This is a genomic window from Pseudomonas sp. 8AS, assembly GCF_902506505.1.
Taxonomy (GTDB): Bacteria; Pseudomonadota; Gammaproteobacteria; order Pseudomonadales; family Pseudomonadaceae; genus Aquipseudomonas.
This window is the reverse complement of record NZ_LR733406.1, coordinates 581,881-604,327: the sequence shown is the minus strand read 5'-3', so window position 1 is coordinate 604,327 and position 22,447 is coordinate 581,881. Positions and strand designations below refer to the sequence as shown.

General features: G+C 67.1%; 19 protein-coding genes. 7 read left to right on the top strand and 12 right to left on the bottom strand.

The annotated features are described in order from the left end of the window. The first annotated feature begins 99 nt into the window (after positions 1-99). Positions 100-1,485 (top strand): NorM family multidrug efflux MATE transporter, encoded by a 1,386-nt coding sequence (locus GV001_RS02710; protein WP_160077881.1) that lies wholly within the window; start codon positions 100-102, stop codon positions 1,483-1,485. Between the two features lie 98 nt (positions 1,486-1,583). Here GV001_RS02710 and GV001_RS02705 read toward each other — a convergent pair whose 3' ends face one another. After that, on the bottom strand, positions 1,584-3,257 hold the full coding sequence (locus GV001_RS02705; protein ID WP_160077880.1) for a bifunctional diguanylate cyclase/phosphodiesterase: 1,674 nt from the start codon (positions 3,255-3,257) through the stop codon (positions 1,584-1,586). A 298-nt stretch (positions 3,258-3,555) separates the two neighbouring features. Between GV001_RS02705 and rep the strand changes: the two genes are divergently transcribed. The 3 genes from rep to GV001_RS02690 all read left to right on the top strand — a co-directional run bounded on the left by rep (position 3,556) and on the right by GV001_RS02690 (position 8,936). Then, on the top strand, positions 3,556-5,565 hold the full coding sequence (gene rep, locus GV001_RS02700; protein ID WP_160077879.1) for a DNA helicase Rep: 2,010 nt from the start codon (positions 3,556-3,558) through the stop codon (positions 5,563-5,565). Between the two features lie 160 nt (positions 5,566-5,725). Further along, positions 5,726-6,298, top strand: coding sequence for a xanthine phosphoribosyltransferase (locus GV001_RS02695; RefSeq protein ID WP_160077878.1), 573 nt, complete (start codon positions 5,726-5,728; stop codon positions 6,296-6,298). A 79-nt stretch (positions 6,299-6,377) separates the two neighbouring features. Then, positions 6,378-8,936 (top strand): SEL1-like repeat protein, encoded by a 2,559-nt coding sequence (locus GV001_RS02690; protein ID WP_160077877.1) that lies wholly within the window; start codon positions 6,378-6,380, stop codon positions 8,934-8,936. A 126-nt stretch (positions 8,937-9,062) separates the two neighbouring features. On the opposite strand, the gene GV001_RS02685 is transcribed toward GV001_RS02690, so the two are convergent. From GV001_RS02685 to dadA, 5 genes are all read right to left on the bottom strand, one after another. Next, positions 9,063-9,485, bottom strand: coding sequence for a cytochrome c5 family protein (locus GV001_RS02685; RefSeq protein ID WP_160077875.1), 423 nt, complete (start codon positions 9,483-9,485; stop codon positions 9,063-9,065). A gap of 144 nt (positions 9,486-9,629) precedes the next feature. Next, positions 9,630-10,178: a cupin domain-containing protein gene (locus GV001_RS02680; RefSeq protein WP_160077873.1), complete on the bottom strand. Its 549-nt coding sequence runs from the start codon at positions 10,176-10,178 to the stop codon at positions 9,630-9,632. Positions 10,179-10,283: 105 nt separating this feature from the next. Continuing rightward, positions 10,284-11,357 (bottom strand): alanine racemase, encoded by a 1,074-nt coding sequence (alr, locus tag GV001_RS02675; RefSeq protein ID WP_160077871.1) that lies wholly within the window; start codon positions 11,355-11,357, stop codon positions 10,284-10,286. 61 nt (positions 11,358-11,418) lie between these two features. Continuing rightward, complete coding sequence (locus GV001_RS02670; protein WP_160077869.1) at positions 11,419-11,769, bottom strand: RidA family protein; 351 nt, start codon at positions 11,767-11,769, stop codon at positions 11,419-11,421. Next, complete coding sequence (gene dadA, locus GV001_RS02665; RefSeq protein ID WP_160077867.1) at positions 11,744-13,042, bottom strand: D-amino acid dehydrogenase; 1,299 nt, start codon at positions 13,040-13,042, stop codon at positions 11,744-11,746. The genes GV001_RS02670 and dadA overlap by 26 nt, the downstream gene beginning before the upstream one ends. A gap of 253 nt (positions 13,043-13,295) precedes the next feature. On the opposite strand from dadA, the gene dadR reads away from it, so the two are divergent. Next, entirely contained in the window at positions 13,296-13,784 is a 489-nt protein-coding gene (gene dadR, locus GV001_RS02660) for a transcriptional regulator DadR (RefSeq protein ID WP_160077865.1), read from the top strand. Between the two features lie 123 nt (positions 13,785-13,907). Here dadR and GV001_RS02655 read toward each other — a convergent pair whose 3' ends face one another. Further along, positions 13,908-14,261 (bottom strand): YkgJ family cysteine cluster protein, encoded by a 354-nt coding sequence (locus GV001_RS02655; RefSeq protein WP_160077863.1) that lies wholly within the window; start codon positions 14,259-14,261, stop codon positions 13,908-13,910. A gap of 174 nt (positions 14,262-14,435) precedes the next feature. Here GV001_RS02655 and GV001_RS02650 point away from each other — a divergent pair, with 174 nt between their 5' ends. Beyond that, the gene (locus GV001_RS02650; protein WP_160077861.1) at positions 14,436-15,770 is read left to right on the top strand and encodes an FAD-binding oxidoreductase; all 1,335 of its coding nucleotides are present in this window, start codon (positions 14,436-14,438) and stop codon (positions 15,768-15,770) included. An 80-nt stretch (positions 15,771-15,850) separates the two neighbouring features. On the opposite strand, the gene GV001_RS02645 is transcribed toward GV001_RS02650, so the two are convergent. Both GV001_RS02645 and GV001_RS02640 read right to left on the bottom strand, forming a co-directional pair. After that, a complete protein-coding gene (locus GV001_RS02645) occupies positions 15,851-17,002 on the bottom strand; it encodes an MFS transporter (protein ID WP_160077859.1) in 1,152 nt (383 codons plus the stop codon). A 290-nt stretch (positions 17,003-17,292) separates the two neighbouring features. Then, positions 17,293-18,786 (bottom strand): aldehyde dehydrogenase, encoded by a 1,494-nt coding sequence (locus GV001_RS02640; protein ID WP_160077857.1) that lies wholly within the window; start codon positions 18,784-18,786, stop codon positions 17,293-17,295. 215 nt (positions 18,787-19,001) lie between these two features. Between GV001_RS02640 and GV001_RS02635 the strand changes: the two genes are divergently transcribed. Next, the gene (locus GV001_RS02635) at positions 19,002-19,364 is read left to right on the top strand and encodes a cupin domain-containing protein (RefSeq protein WP_160077855.1); all 363 of its coding nucleotides are present in this window, start codon (positions 19,002-19,004) and stop codon (positions 19,362-19,364) included. Positions 19,365-19,716: 352 nt separating this feature from the next. Here GV001_RS02635 and GV001_RS02630 read toward each other — a convergent pair whose 3' ends face one another. The 3 genes from GV001_RS02630 to GV001_RS02620 all read right to left on the bottom strand — a co-directional run bounded on the left by GV001_RS02630 (position 19,717) and on the right by GV001_RS02620 (position 22,391). Beyond that, positions 19,717-20,610: a sigma 54-interacting transcriptional regulator gene (locus GV001_RS02630; RefSeq protein WP_160077853.1), complete on the bottom strand. Its 894-nt coding sequence runs from the start codon at positions 20,608-20,610 to the stop codon at positions 19,717-19,719. Between the two features lie 119 nt (positions 20,611-20,729). Beyond that, on the bottom strand, positions 20,730-21,311 hold the full coding sequence (locus GV001_RS02625; RefSeq protein WP_160077851.1) for an alpha/beta hydrolase: 582 nt from the start codon (positions 21,309-21,311) through the stop codon (positions 20,730-20,732). A gap of 111 nt (positions 21,312-21,422) precedes the next feature. Further along, positions 21,423-22,391 (bottom strand): sensor domain-containing diguanylate cyclase, encoded by a 969-nt coding sequence (locus tag GV001_RS02620; RefSeq protein WP_160077849.1) that lies wholly within the window; start codon positions 22,389-22,391, stop codon positions 21,423-21,425. Positions 22,392-22,447 lie beyond the last annotated feature (56 nt).

Below are 22,447 nucleotides of genomic sequence, written 5' to 3'. Positions count from 1 at the left end.
TTTATCCTTTTGTGGAGGACCGCTCGGCTGAGCAGAATAGCGACATTCTTCGCCAGCCCGATGCTCTCGGGCAAGCCTGTCACCTGAGCCTTACTCATCATGCAAAACACCCTGCGCAGCGAACTGGCGGCCCTGGTGCGCCTGGCCGCGCCGCTGATCGCCGCCCAACTGGCCCATGTCCTCATGGTCTTCACCGACACCATCATGATGGCCATGCTCGGCCCCGAGCAGCTGGCCGGTGGAGCGCTCGGCGCCACCTGCTACTACATGCTCTCGCTGTTCTGCGTCGGCATGATGGCGGCCGTGGGCAGCCTGGTCGCCATCCGCCATGGCGCCGGCGACGGTGCAGGGGTCACCCGCCTGATCCAGAACGGCCTGTGGCTGGCGCTGCTGCTGGGCATCGGCGGCGCGCTGGGCCTGCACGGTCTCGGCCCGCTGCTGCCCTACCTGGGCCAGCAGCCTGCCACCGCCGCCCTCGCCATGGAGTTTCTCGGCCCACTGGCGCTGGCCCTGCCCGGCTACCTGTGCTTCATGGCCCTGCGCGGTTTCACCAGCGCCATCGGCTACCCCGGCCCGGTGATGACCATTGGCATGGTCGGTGCCAGCGCCAACTTCGTCATCAACTACGCCCTGATCGAGGGCTGGCTCGGCCTGCCCCGCCTGGGCCTGGGCGGCATCGGCATGACCACCGCCCTGGTCAGCACCGGCATGGCCCTGGCCCTGGGCCTGTACATCCTGCGTTCGCCGGCCTATCGCCGCTATGCCCTGCTCCGCGGCCTGCTGCGCCCGCGCCGCGCCGAGTTGAACATGCTGCTGCGCCTGGGCCTGCCGATCGGCGGCACCTATGCCGCCGAGCAGGGCCTGTTCACCTTCGCCACCCTGTGCATGGGCGCACTCGGCAGCGTGCAACTGGCCGCCCACCAGATCGCCATCCAGGCGGTAACCCTGGCCTTCATCCTGCCCCAGGGGCTGTCCTATGCGGTGACCTTCCGCGTTGGCCAGCACTATGGCGCCGGCCGCCTGGCCGAGCTGCGCCGCGCCGGGCGCCTGGGCATCGCCGGCGGCGCCTGCTGCATGCTGGCCTTCGCCCTGCTGTTCTGGCTGGCCCCGGAAGCCGTGGTGGGCCTGTTCGTCGAGCGCAGCGACCCGGCCTTCGCCGAAGTCGTCAGCCTGGCCGTGAGCCTGCTGGCGGTGGCCGCCCTGTTCGAGCTGTTCGACGGCACCCAGAGCATCGCGATGGGCACGATCCGCGGCCTGGGCGATGGCAAGACCACCCTGCTGGTCGGGCTTGGCTGTTACTGGCTGATCGGCATTCCGCTGGCCTGGACACTGGCCTTCCCCCTGGGCTGGGGCGCGCATGGCGTGTGGTGGGGGCTGGCCGGCGGCCTGGCCTGCGCGGCCATCGCGCTGACCCTGGGCTTCGAGTGGAAGACCGCGCGCTTGCTGCGCCCGCAGCCGGCACAGGGCGCAAGCTGCCTGTCGTAGGTTGGGTTGAGGCGCGCAGCGCCGAAGCCCAACGGGCAAAGGTTCGGCCGCATTGTGGCTGGTCAGTCAGCCGTTGGGCTTCGCTGCGCTCACCCAACCTACGACGGCAAGCCACTCAATAGCGACTGGCGCGCGCCGAACACCAAAAAGCGCGCCAGCTCGGCCAGCGGCAGGGCCTTGCTGATCAGGTAGCCCTGCACCTGGTCGCAGCCGAACTGGCGCAGCAGGGCCAGCTGCTCGGCGTTCTCCACCCCCTCGGCGACCACTTCCAGATGGAGGTTGTGCGCCAGGTTGATCATCGCCCGCACCAGCTGGCGGTTCTCCGCGCGCTCGCCCATGCCGGCGACGAAGCTCTTGTCGATCTTCAGCAAGGCGATCGGCAGGCTGTTCAGGTGCACGAAGGAGGAGAAGCCGGTGCCGAAGTCGTCCAGGGAGAAGCGCACGCCGAGCCGGCCGAGGGCCTGCATGGTCTGCTGTACCTGGTCGCTGCGGCGCATCACCGCGGTTTCGGTCAGCTCGAATTCGAGCCACTGGGCATCCACCCCGCGCTCCTCGATCAGCCGCTGCAGGGTGCCCAGCAGCTGGCTGTCCTGGAACTGGCGGAACGACAGGTTGACCGCCATGTGCAGTGCCGGCAGGCCGCGCCCGCGCAGCCACTGCATGTCGCGCAGGGCGCGGCTGATCACCCAGTAGCCGAGGGGAATGATCAGCCCGCTTTCCTCGGCCAGCGGCACGAACTCGTCCGGGCCGAGCAGGCCGCGTTCGCCATGGCGCCAGCGCACCAGCGCCTCCAGGCCGAGGATGCGCCCGCTGCGCAGGCACAGGCGCGGCTGGTAATGCAGCTCCAGCTCGTCGCGGCGCAGGGCGCGGCGCAGCTCGCTTTCCAGGTCGGCCAGGCTGCGCGCACCGCGGTTGATGCGCTCGTCGAAGACATGGAAGGTGCAGCCCTGGGCCAGCTTGGCCTGCTGCATGGCGATGTGCGCGTGCCACATCAGCGGGTCGGCGCCGGCGTCCGCGCGGGCATGGGCGATGCCCAGACTGCAGCCGATCAGCAGGCTCTCGCCATCCACCCAGTAGGGCTCGGCCAAAGCTTCGGTGATGCGTTCGGCGATCTTCTCCGCCCGCCGCGGATCGCGGCGGGTGTCGATCAGCAGGGCGAATTCGTCGCTGCCCAGGCGGGCCACGCAGTCGCAGGCGTCCAGCTGGCCCTTGAGCCGCGCCACCACCTGGAGGATCAGGCGATCGCCGCCCTGATGGCCGAGGGCATCGTTGGCGTGGCGGAAGTTGTCCAGATCGAGATGGCCGAGGGCCAGGCCGCGGCCGCGGTATTCGGCCAGATGGGCGGCCAGCAGGGTGTGGAAGCCCAGGCGGTTGGCGATGCCGGTCAGCGGGTCCTGCTCGGCCAGGCGCTGCAGGGTGCCCTGCAACTGGCTGCGTTCGCGCGCATAGCGCAGGCAGCGGCGCAGCATGTCGACGCTGAGCTGCTCACGCACCAGCCAGTCGTAGACGTCTTCCGGCGCCTCTTCGGGTTCGGCGTCGAGCAGCAGCACGGTGGGCAGCGGGCAGCGTCCGGGCTCGGGCTGGCAGGCCGGAGTGGTCAGCAGCAGGCCGGCGTAGGGGTCGTCGAACAGGCTGCAGGCGGCTTCCCAGGTGGGCGCGGTGATCAGCGGATAAACGCCGTCCAACGCCTCCAGTCGGGTTCGCAACAAGGTGGCCCATTCCGGCTGTTCGGCCAGCAGGACCAGGCGCAATGGTTCGACAAGCGCGGACAAACGACCTCCCCAGGGCCAGAAGGCAGACTTATCGCGTCTGCGTGCGCCGTAATCGGCGTCTCTTGCCTGCCTGTCCCTGTGCAGATTCCTGCGCATCCTGAGGGAAAGACATAGCAGGGGCAACCGGCACCAATTGGAACAATCGTACTTGATCACTGAAAATAGCGACTCAGCGCACACTCCCGCGGCTTTTTATCGACAACCCGGCCCCTGGGGCGGGTCATCGGACGGCGGCCCGTCGTCCGGCCCGGCCTGCTAGAATGCGCCCCTCGTTTTCCCCCTCGTTGATACCTTCGCCATGTCCCGACTCAATCCCCGGCAGCAAGAAGCCGTGAACTACGTCGGCGGTCCCCTTTTGGTGCTCGCCGGCGCAGGCTCCGGCAAGACCAGCGTGATCACCCGCAAGATCGCCCACCTGGTGCAGAACTGCGGCATCCAGGCCCGCCACATCGTCGCCATGACCTTCACCAACAAGGCCGCGCGGGAAATGAAGGAACGGGTCGGCACGCTGCTCAAGGGCAGTGAGGCGCGCGGCCTGACCGTGTCGACCTTCCACAACCTGGGCATGAACATCATCCGCAAGGAATACGCGGCGCTGGGCTACAAGCCGGGCTTCTCGATCTTCGACGACGGCGACATCAAGGCCCTGCTGACCGACATCATGCAGAAGGAATACGCCGGCGATGATGGCGCCGACGAGGTCAAGAACTACATCGACAGCTGGAAGAACGACCTGATCCTGCCCGAGGAGGCCCTGGCCAACGCGCGCAACCCCAAGGAGCAGACCGCCGCCATCGTCTACCTGCACTACCAGCGCACGCTCAAGGCGTACAACGCGGTGGACTTCAACGACCTGATCCTGCTGCCGGTCAAACTGTTCCAGGAGCACAAGGACATCCTGGAGAAGTGGCAGAACCGTATCCGCTACCTGCTGGTGGACGAGTACCAGGACACCAACTCCAGCCAGTACCTGCTGGTGAAGCTGCTGGTCGGCATGCGCAACCAGATCACCGTGGTCGGCGACGACGACCAGTCGATCTATGCCTGGCGCGGCGCGCGCCCGGAAAACCTGATGCTGCTGAAAGAGGACTACCCCTCGCTGAAAGTGGTGATGCTGGAGCAGAACTACCGCTCCACCAGCCGCATCCTGAAATGCGCCAACACCCTGATCGCCAACAACCCGCACGTGTTCGAGAAGCAGCTGTGGTCGGAGATGGGCCATGGCGACGAGATCCGCGTGATCCGCACGCGCAACGAAGACGCCGAGTGCGAGCGCGTGGCCCTGGAAATCCTCACCGAGCACCTGCGCACCCAGCGCCCGTACAGCGACTTCGCCATCCTCTACCGCGGCAACTACCAGGCCAAGCTGATGGAGCTGAAGCTGCAGCACCACCAGATTCCCTATCGCCTGAGCGGCGGCACCAGTTTCTTCGCCCGCCAGGAGGTGAAGGACCTGATGAGCTACTTCCGCCTGCTGGTCAACCCGGACGACGACAACGCCTTCCTGCGGGTGATCAACGTGCCGCGCCGCGAGATCGGCTCGACCACCCTGGAAAAGCTCGGCAACTACGCCACCGAGCGCAAGATCAGCATGTACGCCGCCAGCGACGAGATCGGCCTGGCCGAGCACCTCGACAGCCGCTACACCGAGCGCCTGAGCCGCTTCAAGCGCTACATGGACAAGATCCGCGAGTTGTGTGCCGGCAACGACCCGATCGGCGCCATCCGCAGCATGGTGATGGACATCGACTACGAGAACTGGCTCAAGCAGAACGCCTCCAGCGACAAGGTCGCCGAGGCGCGCATGGGTAACGTCTGGTTCCTGGTCGAGGCGCTGAAGAACACCCTGGACAAGGACGAAGACGGCGACATGACCGTCGAGGACGCCATCGGCAAGCTGGTCCTGCGCGACATGCTGGAACGCCAGCAGGAAGAGGAAGAAGGTGCCGAGGGCGTGCAGATGATGACCATGCACGCCTCCAAGGGTCTGGAATTTCCCTCCGTATACATCATCGGCTTCGAGGAGGAGATCCTCCCGCACCGCTCCAGCATCGAGGCCGACACCATCGAGGAAGAGCGCCGCCTGGCCTATGTCGGCATCACCCGCGCCAAGCGCAACCTGGCGCTGACCTTCGCCGCCAAGCGCAAGCAGTACGGCGAGATCATCGACTGCACGCCGAGCCGCTTCCTCGACGAACTACCGCCAGAAGACCTGGTCTGGGAAGGCCAGGAAGACGCCCCGGTGGAGGTCAAGGCCGCGCGCGGCAACGACGCCCTGGCCAACATGCGCGCGCTGCTGAAAAAATGATCGGGAAGCATTTTTAACGTCGCGCAGCGACGGCCCGCAGGGTGGCCGCCAAGGATGGCAGGCCATAAAAAATGACCGGGAAGCATTTTTAACGTCGCCCAGCGACGGCCCGCAGGGATGGCAGGCCATCAAAAACAATCGACTACCGGAGGACTGCTGCGTGGAAGCACTGAAACAGATGATTCGCGAACAGGGCACGGTGCTGTCCGACCAGGTGCTCAAGGTCGATGCCTTCCTCAACCACCAGATCGACCCGCGGCTGATGCAGCAGATCGGCCACGAGTTCGCCCGGCGTTTCGCCGGCCAGGGCATCAGCAAGATCGTCACCATCGAGGCCTCGGGCATCGCCCCGGCGGTGATGGCCGGCCTGGAGCTGGGCGTGCCGGTGATCTTCGCCCGCAAGTACCAGTCGCTGACGCTCAGGGACCACCTCTACACCTCCACGGTGTTCTCCTTCACCAAGCAGACCGAGAGCACCCTGGCCATCTCCGCCAAGCACCTGGGCGCCGACGACCACGTGCTGCTGATCGACGACTTCCTCGCCAACGGCCATGCCGCCCGCGCCCTGATCGACCTGATCGGCCAGGCCGGGGCGAGCATCGCCGGCATCGGCGTGGTCATCGAGAAATCCTTCCAGCGCGGCCGCGCCGAGCTGGACGCGCAAGGCTACCGGGTCGAGTCGCTGGCGCGCATCGCCTCGCTGCAGGGCGGCGAGGTCCGCTTCCTCGACTGAGCAGGGCTGCCGGCCGGCGCACAGCTCGCACGGCGGCCACGCCCTATACTGGCGCCTCCCAGGCAAGGAGGCCGTCGCCATGTCCCACCGCATGTACCTGTACAACAAGGCCGTCGTCGGCAGCAGCGACGACGACAGCCAGCTCCTGATGGAGTGGGGCTACGAGCTGCCCCTGCTGTTGCAACCGCTGTTCAGCGCGGCCCCCTGCGTCGGCGCCAACTGCTACAACAGCCCGGGCAGCGAGGAAGGCCTGTACGCCGAGGCCAAGGCCGGCATCCAGGCCCTGCGCGAGTTCTACGACTTCATCGAACGCCACGCCGGCAGCCTGCTGGATGATGTCGAGGCCTTCCGCACGGCGCGGCAGAAGATCTTCCAGCTGCTCGACAAGCAGGCCTGCCACGCCTGGTTCCACCTGGACGCCTGGGACGTGTTCAACATGAGCGACGACGACCGGCGCACCCAGGCCGAGGCCCTGCTCGACGAAATCGAGCAGGCCAACGCCTGTATCCGCGAGGCGATCGCCTGCGACAACCCGCTGCTGCTGGACAACTGCCCAGGGGTCGACGCGCCCTGGGCCGGCAGCTTCCGCGCCGTGCTCAATCTGGGCAACTACGACTACGACTACGGCTGGGAACCGCTGGGTGCGCAGCTGGCCGAGGACGAGGACGGCCTGGAAATCTTCTGCGAGAACCAGCGCTACGGCCTGCGCGGCGCCGATGGACGGGTACTGATCGAGCCGCGCTACCAGGCCTTCTTCGATTTCGACTGGCCCAGCGGGCTGGCCTGCGTGCAGCACGACGGCCGTTTCGGCTATGTCGACCGCCAGGGCCGCGAAGTGATCGCCTGCCAGTTCGAGGACGCCTTCGACTTCATCGGCGAGCATGCACTGATCACCGAGGGTGGCCGCTACGGCCTGATCGACCGCCAGGGCCGGGTAACGCTGCCCTGCCAGTTCGACGGCGGCGAGGCCCTGGATTACACCGGCGCCTACTGGAGCGTGCAACAAGGCGAACTCTGGGGGGTGATCGACCCCAATGGCCGCTGGATGCTGCCGGCCCAGTACCAGCAGATCCACGCCTACGAGGGCTACTACAGCGCGAAGCCGTCCAAAGGCCCGCAACACCTGTTCACCACGCGCTTCCACGACCTTGGCGCCATTGGCCTGGATAACATCAACAGCGTCAGCCTGGGCAAGGGCGGCGAAGCCTATCTGATCCGCCGTCGCGAGGGTAAGCAGTGGCTGTGGCGCGCCCTCGACGAGCTGGGCCAGGCCCTGCTGCCCGGCGAGTACCAGGCGCTCGACTACCTGCACGAGATGCAGGCCTGGCGGGTGCGCGACAACCGCCAGTACGGCCTCTATCGCCACCAGGACGGGTGCTGGCTGCTGCCCTGCGCCTATGCCCGGATCGAGCTGCAACAGGGCTGCCGGGGCGCCGACGGCAGCCACTACTGCCTGGTGCGGGAGAACACGCGCTGGGGCCTGTACCGTGGCGGCGTGCAGGCCGGCTGGACGGTGGAGCCGCGCTTCGAGCGCCTGGAGAGCCTGCACGAAAACTATTTCAACGCCTGCCTGGACGGCTGCTGGGGCATCCTCGACAGCCAGGGCCGGTGGCTGCGCGAACCGCTCGACCAGGCAGCCGCCGAGCGCCGCTTCGTGCAAAGCGATGAGCTGGCTCTGGTGTTCCACGCCGAACAGGCCTGGCTCCTGCAGGAAGACGGCAGCTGCCAGCCACTGGCCGCCGAGCGCGCCCTGCAGATCGTCGACCGCTACGCCCAGTTCGGCCTCAGCGAGGTGCAGCAGGCCTGCCTGCAAAACAGTGCGGGCGATCTCTGGCAGGCTCTGGACAGCCACCGCCGCGGCCTGGTCGCCCTGGACGCGCAGGACTACGAGAAGGCCCGCCCACTGCTGCTGCGCGCCGTGGAGCTGGGTAACAGCGACGCCTTCAATGACCTGGGCTGCCTGCTGGAGCATGCCGACCAGGACTACGCCGGCGCCCTCGCCTGTTTCCAGCGCGCCAGCGACGCCGGCTCGGCCCTGGCCGCACGCAATCTGGGCTACTGCTACCTGCACGGCCAGGGCTGCGCGCCGGACCCCGCCCAGGCACGCCACTACTACCAACTGGCCAGCGAGCGCGGCCATCGCGCCGCACACCTGGAACTGGCCAGGTTGCTGTTCGAACAGCAGCCACCCGTGGGCGATCAGGATCTGGCCCTGCAGCACTACCTGGCGGCCTGGCGCTTTGGCGAGCGCGACGAGAGCGCCAATCACCTGGGCTGGCTCTACGAACAGCGCGAGGACTATGCCCAGGCCCAGCGCTACTACCAGCACGCCATCGGCCTCGGCTACGGCTATGCGCACTGGCGGCTGGGCCGCATGCAGCAGTATGGCCTGGGCTGCCCGGGCAACCCGCACAAGGCCCGCGAACACCTGCAGATCGCCTGCGAGCAGGCGCACGAAGCGGCCTATCTGGACCTGGCCAAGCTGCTGCTGGGTGAAGCGTCGAGCCAGGAGCAAGCCCTCGGCTGGCTGCGCAAGGCCGTGGAATCCGCGGTGCCGGGGGCCCACGAGCTGGTCAAGGAGCTGCTCCGGCAACAGAAGAAACCGGGCCTGTTCGGCCGGCTGTTCGGCAGGTGGTAAGCGCCGTGTGCACGCCTGCCATAGGCGCGGCTGCAGCCATAAAGGCTGCAGCTCGCCCAACCAGCAAAGCGCGGGCATAAAAAAACCGCCCGGAGGGCGGTTTTTTCGGCGATGTCGGGGCTGTTATTACAGGCCGGACATCTTCTGGATGGCGCTCTTCAGCTCGTCATCCGAGCAGGTGGCGCAGGTGCCTTTCGGCGGCATGGCGTTGATGCCGGCGATGGCCGACTTCAGCAGGCCGTCGACACCGCCCTTGGCGTCGGCACGGGTTTTCCACGCGGCGCCGTCGCCAACTTTCGGCGCACCCAGCACGCCGGCGTTGTGGCAGGCGCCGCAATGGGCAGCGATCACGTCGTCGGCGGACTTGGCGCCACCACCGGTAGCCGCTGCAACAGCGCCTACGCCTTTGCACTCTTGGCCTTGCACGCAGACTTCACCCACCGGCTTGATGCGCTCGGCGATCTCGTCGTTGGTCGCAGCCTGAGCGCTCACAGCCCACAGGGCCAATACGGCAGCTTGTGCCACCAGCATCTTCTTGATCAGGTTCACGGTACACCCTCATTGTGGCTAGTCACGCTCGCGGCCACGGTTTCGCGAGCGGGCGCAGTATAACGGTTAGGCCTGCCGGCCGGAACAACCCAAGTTGTCGCAGGGATATTGGACTTTCGGCCCGAGCCGAAAGTCCTGGCCGGCTCAGAAGTTGGCCGGCGTGGTGGCGCTGATCAAGCGTGCCGGGCGGTCATAGGGATTGCGGAAGCGGTGCGGCTTGGTGCTGTCGAAGTAGTAGCTGTCGCCCGGTTCGAGAACGAACACGTCGGCGCCCACGGTCAGTTCCAGCCGCCCTTCCACCAGCATGCCGGCCTCTTCGCCTTCATGGGCGTACATCTCGTCGCCGGTATCCGAGCCAGGCGGATAGGTTTCATCGAGGAAGGTGATGGCCCGGCTGGGATGCGCCTTGCCGATCAGCTTCATGGTCACGGCGCCGCTGGAAAGGTCGGTGAGTTCGTCGGCCCGGTACACCACCTGCGTCTGGTTGTCCTGCTCCATGTCGAGGGAGAAGAATTCCACCAGCGACATGGGAATGCCGCCAAGCACCTTTTTCAGCGAGCTGATCGAGGGGCTCACGCTGTTTTTCTCGATCATCGAGATGGTGCTGTTGGTGACCCCCGCCCGCTTGGCGAGTTCACGCTGGGAAAGGCCTTTGAGTTTGCGAATGGATTGCAGTCGAACACCGACGTCCAATGCTGGAGTCCTCCTTGAGGAGCAGATACGGAAAGTTGGCCGTATCATGGCAACAGTGTTCAGTATTTACAACAGGGTGTTTGCAAATCCTTTGCGCGGCGCTCACTAGCCCCCGGAATAGAGCAGTGGCACCCGCTTCAAGTTGCAAAACAGCTGGTAGGGAATGCTGCCCGCGGCCTGGGCCACGTCGCTGGCCAGCACGTTGCGCCCCCACAGCTCGACCCGGCTGCCGAGCCCGGCCTGGGGTAGATCGGTGAGGTCGACGGTGAGCATGTCCATCGACACCCGGCCGATCAGGCGGGTCATTTGCCCGTCGACCAGCACCGGCGTGCCGGTCGGCGCATGCCGCGGGTAGCCGTCGGCATAGCCCATGGCGACCACGCCGACGCGGGTCGGCCGCTCGCTGACGAAGCGCGCGCCATAGCCCACCGGCTCGCCGGCCGGCAGTTCGCGCACGCTGATGATCTGCGATTCCAGGGTCATCACCGGCTGCAGGCGCGCGGCCAGTTCCTGCGGCTGCTCGAACGGGGTGGCGCCATACAGCATGATGCCGGGGCGCACCCAATCACTCGGAATACTGGGCCAGCCGAGGATGGCCGGCGAGTTGCGCAGGCTGACTTCGGCCTGCAGGCCATGCCGGGCCTCGTGGAACAGGGCCAGCTGCTCGGCGCTGCGCGGGCTGTCCAGCTCGTCGGCGCGGGCGAAGTGGCTCATCAGTACGACCTTCTTCACCTTGCCGCTGGCCAGCAGGCGCTGGTGGGCGTCGCGGTACTCGGCCGGGTGCAGACCGACCCGGTGCATGCCCGAGTCCAGCTTCAGCCAGACGGTCAGCGGGCGCTGCAGCGGCGTGCGCTCGATGGCCTCCAGCTGCCAGCTCGAATGCACCACGCACCACAGCTCATGCTGCTCGATCAGCGCCAGCTCGGCGGCTTCGAAGAAGCCTTCCAGCAGCAGGATCGGTTGGGTGATACCGGCCGCGCGCAGTTCCAGGGCCTCCTCGATGCAGGCCACGGCGAAGCCGTCGACCTCGCTCGCCAGGGCCTGGGCGCAAGGCACGGCGCCATGCCCGTAGGCATCGGCCTTGACCACCGCCAGGGCTTTCGCGCCGCTGACTTCGCGGGCCAGTTGGTAGTTGTGGCGCAAGGCCTGGAGGTCGATCAGGGCACGGGCGGGACGCATGGTTCGGGCTTCTTCAGGGTATAAAAAAGCCCGGCGGGGGGACGCCGGGCGAACGGGATGTTCAGGCTTGTGCGGCAGTCACCATCATCTCGACCAGCACGCGCGGGTCGTACAGCTTGGCCTCGACGCAGGCACGGCCGGGGGCGGCGCCTGCGGCGACCCAGGCGTCCCACTCCAGGTTCATGCCGGCATAGTCGGCCATGTCCTTGAGGTAGATGGTCACCGCGAGGATCTTCGTCTTGTCGCTGCCGGCTTCGGCCAGCAGGCGGTCGATATTGGCCAGGGTCTGGCGGGTCTGCTCGCGGATGTCGCCGGCGTAGTCGTCAGCCAGCTGGCCCGCCAGGTAGACGGTGCCGTTGTGGATGACGATTTCGCTGTAGCGCTTTTCAGTGTGCAGGCGCTGGATGGACATGCTTGGTGGTCTCCTTGGTCTTGCCGTAGCGGGAAATATCCAGGCCTTCGCTGCTGATCTGCGGGCGCTTCTGCGCCATCAGGTCGGCGAGGTAGCGACCGGAGCCGCAGGCCATGGTCCAGCCAAGGGTACCGTGTCCGGTGTTGAGAAACAGGTTGCGGTAGGCGGTGGCGCCGACGATCGGGGTGCCGTCCGGAGTCGCCGGGCGCAGGCCGGTCCAGAACTCGGCCCGGGCCACGTCGCCGCCCTCGGGGTAGAGATCGTTGGTGATCATCTCCAGGGTGGCGCGGCGGGCCGGGTTGAGGGACAGGTCGAAACCGGCGATCTCGGCCATGCCGCCGACGCGGATGCGGTTGTCGAAACGGGTGATGGCGACCTTGTAGGTCTCGTCGAGGATGGTCGAGCTCGGCGCCATCGCCGCATTGGTGATCGGCACGGTCAGCGAGTAGCCCTTGAGCGGGTAGACCGGCGCCTTGATGCCCAGCGGCTTGAGCAGCTGCGGGCTGTAGCTGCCGAGGGCCAGTACGTAACGGTCGGCGGTTTCCAGCTTGCCATCGACCCACACGCCGTTGATGCGGTCGCCGGCATGATCCAGGCGCTCGATATTGCAGCCGAAGCGGAACTGCACGCCCAGCTCCTTGGCCATCTCGGCCAGCTTGCTGGTGAACATCTGGCAGTCGCCGGTCTGGTCGTTGGGCAGGCGCAGGGCGCCGGCCAGCTTGTGCTTGACCCCGGCCAGGGCCGGCTCGACCCGGGCGATGGCGTCGCGGTCGAGCAGCTCGTAGGGCACGCCGGAGGCTTCCAGCACGGCGATGTCCTTGGCCGCGCTGTCGACCTGGGCCTGGGTGCGGAACAGCTGGGTGGTGCCCAGCTGGCGGCCTTCATAGGCGATGCCGGTCTCGGCGCGCAGCTCGTCGAGGCAGTCACGGCTGTACTCGGACAGGCGCACCATGCGCTCCTTGTTCACCGCGTAGCGGGCCGCGGTGCAGTTGCGCAGCATCTGCGCCATCCACAGGTACTGGTCGATATCGGCGGTGGCCTTGATCGCCAGCGGCGCGTGCTTCTGCAGCAGCCACTTGATGGCTTTCAGCGGCACGCCCGGGGCGGCCCAGGGCGAGGCGTAGCCGGGAGAGACTTGCCCTGCGTTGGCGAAACTGGTTTCCAGGGCCGGGCCGTTCTGACGGTCGATCACCACCACCTCGAAGCCGGCACGGGCCAGGTAGTAGGCGCTGGCGGTACCGATCACACCACTGCCAAGAACCAGAACACGCATGATTGTCTCCCTCGTCGCGAGCTTTCGCTGGCGTTTGTTTTACTGAGCGTTATGGGCCGCAGTATAGGAAGACACGACTAGAGATATTCACTGTTTATCTAGTCGCATTTGGCGGTAGTTCTCGGCACAGAGCGGTTTCACAGGATGCCACCCAGGCAATATGGCTGGACTTATCGCATACTCACAGTGAATTATCGCGTTCCACTATTTCACACGCGCACCGCCCGAGCGTGCGCCCGCACCGGAGTCCGCCATGCGTACCCAGCACCAGAGCCGCCGCGAACTGGACAAGATCGACCGCAACATCCTGCGCATCCTGCAGGAGGACGGGCGCATCAGCTTCACCGAACTGGGCGAGCGGGTCGGCCTGTCCACCACGCCCTGCACCGAGCGGGTACGGCGCCTGGAGCGCGAGGGCATCATCATGGGCTACCACGCCCGGCTCAACCCGCAGCAGCTCAAGGCCAGCCTGCTGGTGTTCGTCGAGATCAGCCTGGACTACAAGTCCGGCGACACCTTCGAGGAATTCCGCCGCGCCGTGCTCAAGCTGCCCCACGTGCTGGAGTGCCACCTGGTCAGCGGCGACTTCGACTACCTGGTGAAGGCGCGGATCAACGAGATGGCCAGCTACCGCAAGCTGCTCGGCGACATCCTGCTCAAGCTGCCCCATGTGCGCGAATCGAAGTCCTACATCGTCATGGAAGAGGTCAAGGAGAGCCTGACCCTGCCGGTGCCGGAGTGAGGTCGACGGGGACGTAGGTTGGGTTGAGCCGCGTAGCGGTGAAGCCCAACGAGCGAAGGCTCAGGCAGCGGCGTGGCCAGCCCGTCCGCCGTTGGGCTTCGTCGCGTTGCTCCTCAACCCAACCTACACCAGGCGCTGGCGGGTGCTGGCGATCAGCTGATGGATCTGCCGCTCGACCGCCGGCTCGATCGGCGTTTCCGGGCCCTGGCCACGCGGGCACGGCAGGTTCGGCGTAGTGCCGAACAGGCGGCAGATCAGCGGGCGCTGGTCGTACACCGTGCAGCCTTGCGGGCCTAAGTGCACGCAGTTGAACTCGGCCAGCGCCGCATCGTGCTCGGCCGCGCTTCTGACCGGCAGGCGCGCCAGCTCCTCGGACGAGGCGGTGACCGGGCCGCAGCAGTCGTGGCAGCCGGGCACGCAGGCGAAAGCCGGGATCTGCCGACGCAGGTGATCGATTTTGCGGTTGGTGCAACTCATGGACGGCGCTCGGCAAACTGGCCGCCCATCTTACCCGCGCCTCGCGCTTGCGGCCCGCCCGGCGACGAACGCCCAGGGGGAAAAACTGTTTTTCCTGCCGCGCCCTTGGCTATGAATAAAGCCCGCGCTTATCCTGCGTAAAATTTTAACAACACCGCACTCAGGATTTCAGACATGAACGCCCGCGTTCGCCAACCGCTGCAACACCCCGTGCACGATGACCAGCACGCCGCCTCCTACTACGCCGCCACTGCCAACCGGCAGCTGGCCTACCCGCCGCTGGCGGGTGAGGAGCTGGCCGATGTGTGCATTGTCGGTGGCGGTTTCTCCGGGCTGAACACGGCCATCGAGCTGGCCCAGAAGGGCTTCTCGGTGGTCCTGCTGGAAGCCCACCTGATCGGCTGGGGCGCCAGCGGGCGCAATGGCGGCCAGCTGATCCGCGGCGTCGGCCACGGCGTCGAGCAGTTCGCCCCGGTGATCGGCCAGGACGGCGTGCGGGCGCTCAAGCTGATGGGCCTGGAGGCGGTGGAAATCGTCCGCCGCCGGGTCGAGCAGTTCAACATCGACTGCGACCTGACCTGGGGCTACTGCGACCTGGCCAACAAGCCGGCGCACCTGGAAGGCTTCGCCGAGGACAAGGCCGAGCTGGAAAGCCTCGGCTACCGCCACGAACTGCGCCTGCTGCAAGCGGAGCAGATGCACCAGGTGGTCGGCTCCGAGCGCTACGCCGGCGGCATGATCGACATGGGCTCCGGCCACCTGCACCCGCTCAACCTGGCCCTGGGCGAAGCCGCCGCGGCCGCCTCGCTCGGCGTCAGGCTGTTCGAACACTCGGCAGTCACCCGCATCGACTACGGCCCGCAAGTGACGGTGCATACCGCCGGCGGCCGGGTGCGCGCCAAGACCCTGGTGCTGGCCTGCAATGCCTACCTGGGCGACCTCAACGGCAAGCTCGGCGGCAAGGTGCTGCCGGCCGGCAGCTACGTGATCGCCACCGAACCGCTGTCACCGGCCCAGGCGCGCAGCCTGATCCCGCAGAACATGGCGCTGTGCGACCAGCGGGTGACGGTGGACTACTTCCGCCTGTCCGCCGACCACCGCCTGCTGTTCGGCGGCGCCTGCCACTACTCGGGCCGCGACCCGGCGGATATCGCCGCCTACATGCGGCCGAAGATGCTGCAGGTGTTCCCGCACCTGAAAGACGTGAAGATCGACTACCAGTGGGGCGGCATGATCGGCATCGGCGCCAACCGCCTGCCGCAGATCGGCCGGCTCAAGGACCAGCCCAACGTGTTCTACGCCCAGGCCTATGCCGGCCACGGCGTCAACGCCACCCACCTGGCCGGCCAGCTGCTGGCCGAGGCCATCGGCGGCCAGCTGGGTGGCGGCTTCGCCCTGTTCGACCGGGTGCCGCACCTGACCTTCCCCGGCGGCAAGCACCTGCGCTCGCCGCTGCTGGCGCTGGGCATGGCCTGGCACCGGCTGAAGGAAGCCGCCGGCCTGCTCTGAGCTAACAGCCCCTGGGGGCGCCCTGCGCACCGCAGGGCGTCTCGGTGTGCGCGGCGCACCCTGTGAGGACGGCTGCGGCGCTAGTCGCCGGCCAGTGCCTGCGGGGCAAGAAAGGCCGCGCGGCGCCAGGCCAGCCAGACGAACAGCGCGGCCCCGGCGGCCATCAGCAGCGGCAGCGCATGGCCGCTCAGCCACTGGCTGGCGGCGCCGGTGGACAGCGGCCCGAGCAGGCAGCCGACACCCCAGAGCAGGGCGATATGGGCATTGGCGCGGACCAGCGCGTCATCCCGGTAGAACTGCCCGACCAGGATCAGCGACAGGGTGTACAGGCCGCCGGCCGAGGCGCCGAACAGCACCAGCAGCGGCCAGATCAGCGGCGTGTGCAGCAGTGCCGGAATCGCCAGGCTGGACAGCAGCAGCACCACACCGCAGATGCGGAACAGCAGGCCGCGCGGCACCCGGTCGGCGAGCAGGCCGATGGGCAGCTGCAGCAGGGCATCGCCGACCACCACCACGCTGGCCATCAGCAGGGCGCTGTCCTGGGCGAAGCCTTCGCGCAGCAGGTACACCGGCAGCAGGGTCAGCACCATGGCCTCGAAGGCGGCGAACAGCACCACCGCCCAGGCGATAGCCGGCAGCTGCCGGCAGAACCTCAGCAAGCCGCGCCCGGCGGCGCTGTGGGCATCGACCCGGGGCGCGCCGTCGTGGCCGAACAGCACGCTGCAACCGGCCACCAGCAGCCCGGCAGACAACCAGAAGCCCAGATCCCCGTCGCTGCCGATCAGGGTCAGCAGCAGCGGCCCGCACAGCTGGCTGAGGGCGAAGCCGGTGCCATACAGCGCCACCAGGCGCCCGCGCAGGCGCTCCTCGACCAGCTGGTTGATCCAGCTCTCGCCGAGGACGAACACCACGGTCAGGGAAATGCCGATCAGCAGGCGCAGCAGCAGCCACAGCGGATAGCTGGGCAGCAGCGCCAGCAGGCCGACCGACACGGCGCTGGCCAGCAGGCACAGGCGCAGGGTGCGCGGCGTGCCCAGCCAGCCGGCCAGGCGCCCGGTCAGGCGCGCGCCGAGCAGCACGCCGATGGCCGGCATGCCCGCCATCACGCCGATGGCGAACGGCCCGTAGCCCCAGCTTTCCAGGCGCAGCGAAACCAGCGGCAGGGTCACGCCCAGGGCCAGGCCGACGATGATCACCGCCGAGCAGACGGCGAAATAGGTACCCCAACGCATAGCCACTCCACTCCCTTTCGCTGGCCGTGCTGCAAAACAAAACGGCCGGGTTCCCTAGGAAACCCGGCCGCAGGTGTGGCTCGCCAGAGCCGGCTCCTCTCAAGAAGAACGGACCTTCATAACAACGCTATCCGGCCTTACCTCGACCGAATCCACCACCCATCCAGAGCTTCGGGACTAAGGCCAGGCCAGGCGCCCCGCAGCTTTAAGCGCAGCGTACTGCAGTACGTGAGCATTAAAGCGAGGACGCAACGCCGCATGGCCGACGGCCCGGAGCTCGCCCAGAAGGATTACAGCTTGATCCAGGTGGCTTTCAGCTCGGTGTACTTGTCGAAGGCGTGCAGCGACTTGTCGCGACCGTTGCCGGACTGCTTGTAGCCACCGAACGGCGCGGTCATGTCGCCGCCGTCGTACTGGTTGACCCACATGCTGCCGACGCGCAGCGCCTTGGCGGTCATGTGCGCCTTGGACAGGTTGCTGGTCCAGATCGCCGCGGCCAGGCCGTAGATGCTGTCGTTGGCGATGGCGATGGCCTCTTCGGTGGTGTCGAACGGGATCACCGTCAGCACCGGGCCGAAGATCTCTTCCTTGGCGATGCGCATGTCGTTATGGGCGTCGTCGAAGATGGTCGGCTGAACGTACACCCCGCCGGTCTCGGCCAGGGTCTGCTGGCCGCCGCAGAGCAGCTTGGCCTGGTCGGCATGGCCGGCCTCGATGTACGACAGCACGCTGTTCAGGTGGCCCTGGTCGACCAGCGCGCCGACCTGGGTTTCCGGGTCCAGCGAGTGGCCGACCTTCCAGGCCTGCATGGCTTCGACCACCATCGGCATGAACTGGTCCTTGATCGAACGCTGCACCAGCAGGCGCGAGCCGGCGGTGCACATCTCGCCCTGGTTGAAGCAGATGGCCATGGCCGCCGCCTCGGCGGCGTCCTTCAGGCAGGGCGCGTCCTCGAAGACGATGTTGGCACTCTTGCCGCCCGCCTCCAGCCACACGCGCTTCATGTTCGACTCGCCGGCGTAGATCATCAGCTGCTTGGCGATCTTGGTCGAGCCGGTGAACACCAGGGTGTCGACGTCCATGTGCAGGGCCAGGGCCTTGCCCACGGTGTGGCCGTAGCCCGGCAGGACGTTGAGCACGCCGGCCGGGATACCGGCCTCCAGCGCCAGCTGGGCCATGCGGATGGCGGTCAGCGGCGATTTTTCCGACGGCTTGACGATCACCGAGTTGCCGGTGGCCAGGGCCGGGCCGAGCTTCCAGGCGGTCATGATCATCGGGAAGTTCCACGGCACGATGGCGGCGACCACGCCGACCGGCTCACGGGTGACCAGGCCCAGCTCGTCGTGCGGGGTGGCGGCCACTTCGTCGTAGATCTTGTCGATCGCCTCGCCGCTCCAGCGGATGGCGCGCGAGGCGCCGGCCACGTCGACGCTCAGGGAGAAGCCGATCGGCTTGCCCATGTCGAGGGTTTCCAGCAGGGCCAGCTCTTCGGCATGGGCATCCATCAGGTCGGCGAAGCGGATCATGATCTTCTTGCGCTCGACCGGCTTGAGCCGCGACCACACTCCGGACTCGAAGGTGGCGCGGGCATCGGCCACGGCCAGCTCGGCATCCGGCGCATCGCAGCTGGCCACCAGGCCGAGCAGACGACCGTCCACCGGGCTCACGCATTCGAAGGTGGCGGCGGAAACGGCTTCGCAGAGTTCGCCGTGGATCAGGGCGCGGCCCTCGATCTTCAGGTTCTTGGCGCGCTGTTCCCAGTCGGCACGGGTCAGGGTAGTCATGCGGGAGTCCTCGGTGAAAGCGTGTCGTAAATCGACAACACGCACTGTCAATTATTCTGCCAGGCCGCTTGCCGGCCATCGTGCCCGTAACACTAAACCAGAGGCCGTGACCTTTTCAATATTTTTGACAGAAGGCCAGCAAACGCCTTGCAATGTTCGTTTTATCAAACATAGACTCCAGAACGTTTTTGCCCACCCAGACCTGGAACAGGCCCATGCATATCGAGCAGATCGTTGACTTCGCCACCGCCGGCACCACGCCCGAGTACTACCGCCCGGCGCCCGAGAAAATCCTCAAGGGCGACCCCGAGCAGAGCGTACGCAACCATTACGGCAGCCCGTGCGGCCAGTTCCATGCAGGCATCTGGGAAGGCGCCGTCGGCCACTGGACGGTCAACTACACCGAGCACGAGTACTGCGAGATCCTCCAGGGCGTCTCGGTGATCCGCGATGCCGCCGGCAATGCCAAGACCGTGCGCGCCGGCGACCGCTTCGTGATCCCGGCCGGCCTCTCCGGCACCTGGGAAGTCCTGGAACCCTGCCGCAAGGTATATGTGATGTTCGAGGCCAAGGCCTGACTGCACGCCGCCCCAGGGCGGCGCCCCCGCGTGACCCTGTTGCCCGCTTAACTGCGGGCTTTTTTATGCGCCGGCGCCGCCCTTCGCGGCTGCAGCCGCTGCCACCGTCTGTTACTCGAACCTGCAGGCACCCATCCCACCGATCTGGACGGCTTTCGACAGCGCCTGGCTTGCCGAAACCATCGACGGCATCCGTCAGGCACGCCGAACCTCGGCGCTGCGCCGCTGGCGCGACAGAGCCTGGGTCGCCTACCTGCGCCACAGACTCAAGTCCGAGTGGGAAAGCATCGCCCGCGAACTGGATCGGCAAGCGGACTGAGAATCGGCAGACCCGAGGAGCCATCACGCCACGCTAGTGCGCCAGCAACTCGCGCAGCCGTGCGCGCTGCGCCGGGTTGAGGCGGGCGACCTGCAGCTCCAGTTTCAGGGTCGGCAGGTTGAGATGCTGCGGCAGGATCTCCGCGCCGCTGCTGACCAGCAGGGCGAAGTGGATGACGTTCTCCAGCTCGCGGGTATTGCCGTACCAGTGATGGCTCTCCAGGGCGGCCTGCACGGCCGTGCCGAGCAGCGGAATGGCCAGGCCCAGGCGCTGGGCATAGATGCCGAGGAAGTATTCGGCCAACGGCAGGATATCGCCCGGCCGCTCGCGCAGCGCCGGCAGTTCCAGGCGGCTTTCGTTGAGGTACAGGTAGAGACGCTCGCTGAACTTGCCGGCGGCCACCGCCTGGGCCAGGTCGATGCTGGTGGCGACCACCAGGCGCACATCCACCGGGGTCGCGTGCTGGGCGCCGACGCGCAGCACTTCGCGGGTTTCCAGCACGCTCAGCAGCTGGTCCTGCAGGACGCGCGGCAGATCGCCGATCTCGTCCAGGTAGAGGGTGCCGCCGGTGGCCGAACCGAACCAGCCGGCGCGGCTGCTGGCCGAACCGGCATAGGCGCCAGCGGCATGGCCGAACAGCTCGGCCTCGCCCCACTGCGGACTGATTGCGCCGCAGTTGACCGCGACGAACAGGCCGCCGCGTTCACTTTCGCGGTGGATATGCCGCGCCAGCAGCTCCTTGCCGGTACCGGTCTCGCCGACGACCAGCACCGGCAGGGAGAGGGCCGCCAGCCGGTTGGCCTGCTCGCGCAATTCACGGGAGCGCGGGTCGACGAACACCAGCGCCTTGGCGCGGATGCTCAGCGGGCTCTTCTCGGTGTCGGCAAAGGTCAGCAGGGCCTGCTGGGGATGCTCGGGGCGGCTCATGGATAGGTGTCCCTGTGCGCGATGAGCCACCGCACGGCAGCGGACTCAGGATGAATAGGGGTCGTGGACGGGCAAGCCGCCGGGCATTGGCCTGGCGGGCGAAGAGGTCTGGCGAGGTTTCACGCGCGCTGCCGGCCCTGCTGTTCGATCTGGCTCTGCAGGCGGTACAGGTAGGCGAAACCCTGTTCCCAGCGCTGGTGGCCGGACTTCACGTTGATATGCTCGGCGCCGCTCAGCACCGCGGCCTGCGCGCCCCAGTCACGGGCCAGTTGCAGGGCACGGGCGGCGCTCGCCGCCGGGTCGTTGTCGGAGCCGACTAGCTGGCTGGGGAACGGCAGCAGCTCGCGGGAAATCGGCGCGAAGCCTTGCAGGGCCTCGGGGCAACCGGGGCGCTCGACATCCGCCGGGGCCACCAGCAGGGCGCCGCGCACCCGGCGCAAGGACGCCAGCGGCGCCTGCGCCGCCCAGCGCGCCACGGTGACGCAGCCGAGGCTGTGGGCGATGAGGATCACCGGGGTGCTGGCGGCACTGACGGCGCGTTCCAGGGCGGCCACCCAGCTGGCCGGATCGGGCTGATCCCAGTCGGCCTGCTCGACCCGCGTGGCGTTCGGCAGGCTGCGCAGCCAGTGGCTTTGCCAGTGATTGTCCGGCGAACCCTGCCAGCCCGGCAGGATCAGGTAGCGGATGGATTGGCTGCGCATCGCGGGCCTCCTTGAGCGGTGAATGGGGGCCAGTCTAGGAGGACGAGAAAGATATGTTAAGGAATAAGAAATTATTTATTTATGCCTAAATAGATATAAGAAGTGAGGCGCTCACACCTGCACGATGCAGTTCTTGCCGCCGTGCTTGGCCTGGTACATGGCCTCGTCGGCACGCACGTAGAGCGACTCCAGGCTGTCGTCCGGGCCCAGGCTGGTGAGGCCCTGGCTGATGGTCACGTTGAAGGTGCGCCCGTCGGCGCTGAATGTCAGGCGCTGCACTTCGCGCTGCAGGCGCTCGGCTATCTGCAGCGCCTGCACAGCGGTGCAGCCGGGGAAGATGGCGGCGAACTCCTCGCCGCCGATGCGCCCGAACAGGTCGTCGCGGCGCAGCACGTAGGCCCCGCAGTGGGCGATGCGCTGCAGCACGCGGTCGCCGATCTGGTGGCCGTGGCTGTCGTTGATCTTCTTGAAGTCGTCGATATCGAACAGCAGGAAGGCCAGCGGGTGAGCGTTGCCCCGGGCCTGCTCGAAGGCCAGTGCGGCGCTGTCGAAGAAGTGGCGGCGGTTGTGGATGCCGGTCAGCACGTCGGTGGTGGCCAGGCGATGCAGCTCGCCCTGCAGCTGCTTCTTCTCGGTGATGTCCTCGGCGATGCCGACGATCAGCGGCTGGCCCTCGGGCGTGCTGCGCGGGCTGACGAAGCACTTGTCGCTGAGCCAGCGGATCTGCCCGTCGCCGCGGATGATGCGGTATTCGCGCTGCTCCACCGCACCGACCTCGAGCACCGAGGCCAGGCTCTGCGCGGCGAACTCCATGTCGTCCGGGTAGATGCTGTTGAGCCACTCGCCGTAGTCGCTCATCAGCAGCGCGGCCGAACGACCGAACACGCTTTCATAGGCCGGGCTGACGTAGACCACCCGTTGCTGCTGCCAGTCGAAGGCCCACAGCACCACATTGACGCTGCCCAGCAGGCTGCTGACCAGCGACTCGCGCTCGCGCAGGCGCTCGACCTCGCCCCGGCTGTGCAGCAGGGCGAGGGTCAGGGTTTCCAGCTCACTGGGCGCACGCGCGTTGTCATCCATGGGTCATCTCCTGACTGCCAATTCACAAGACTATCCCGCGGGCCAGAGGCTGGCGA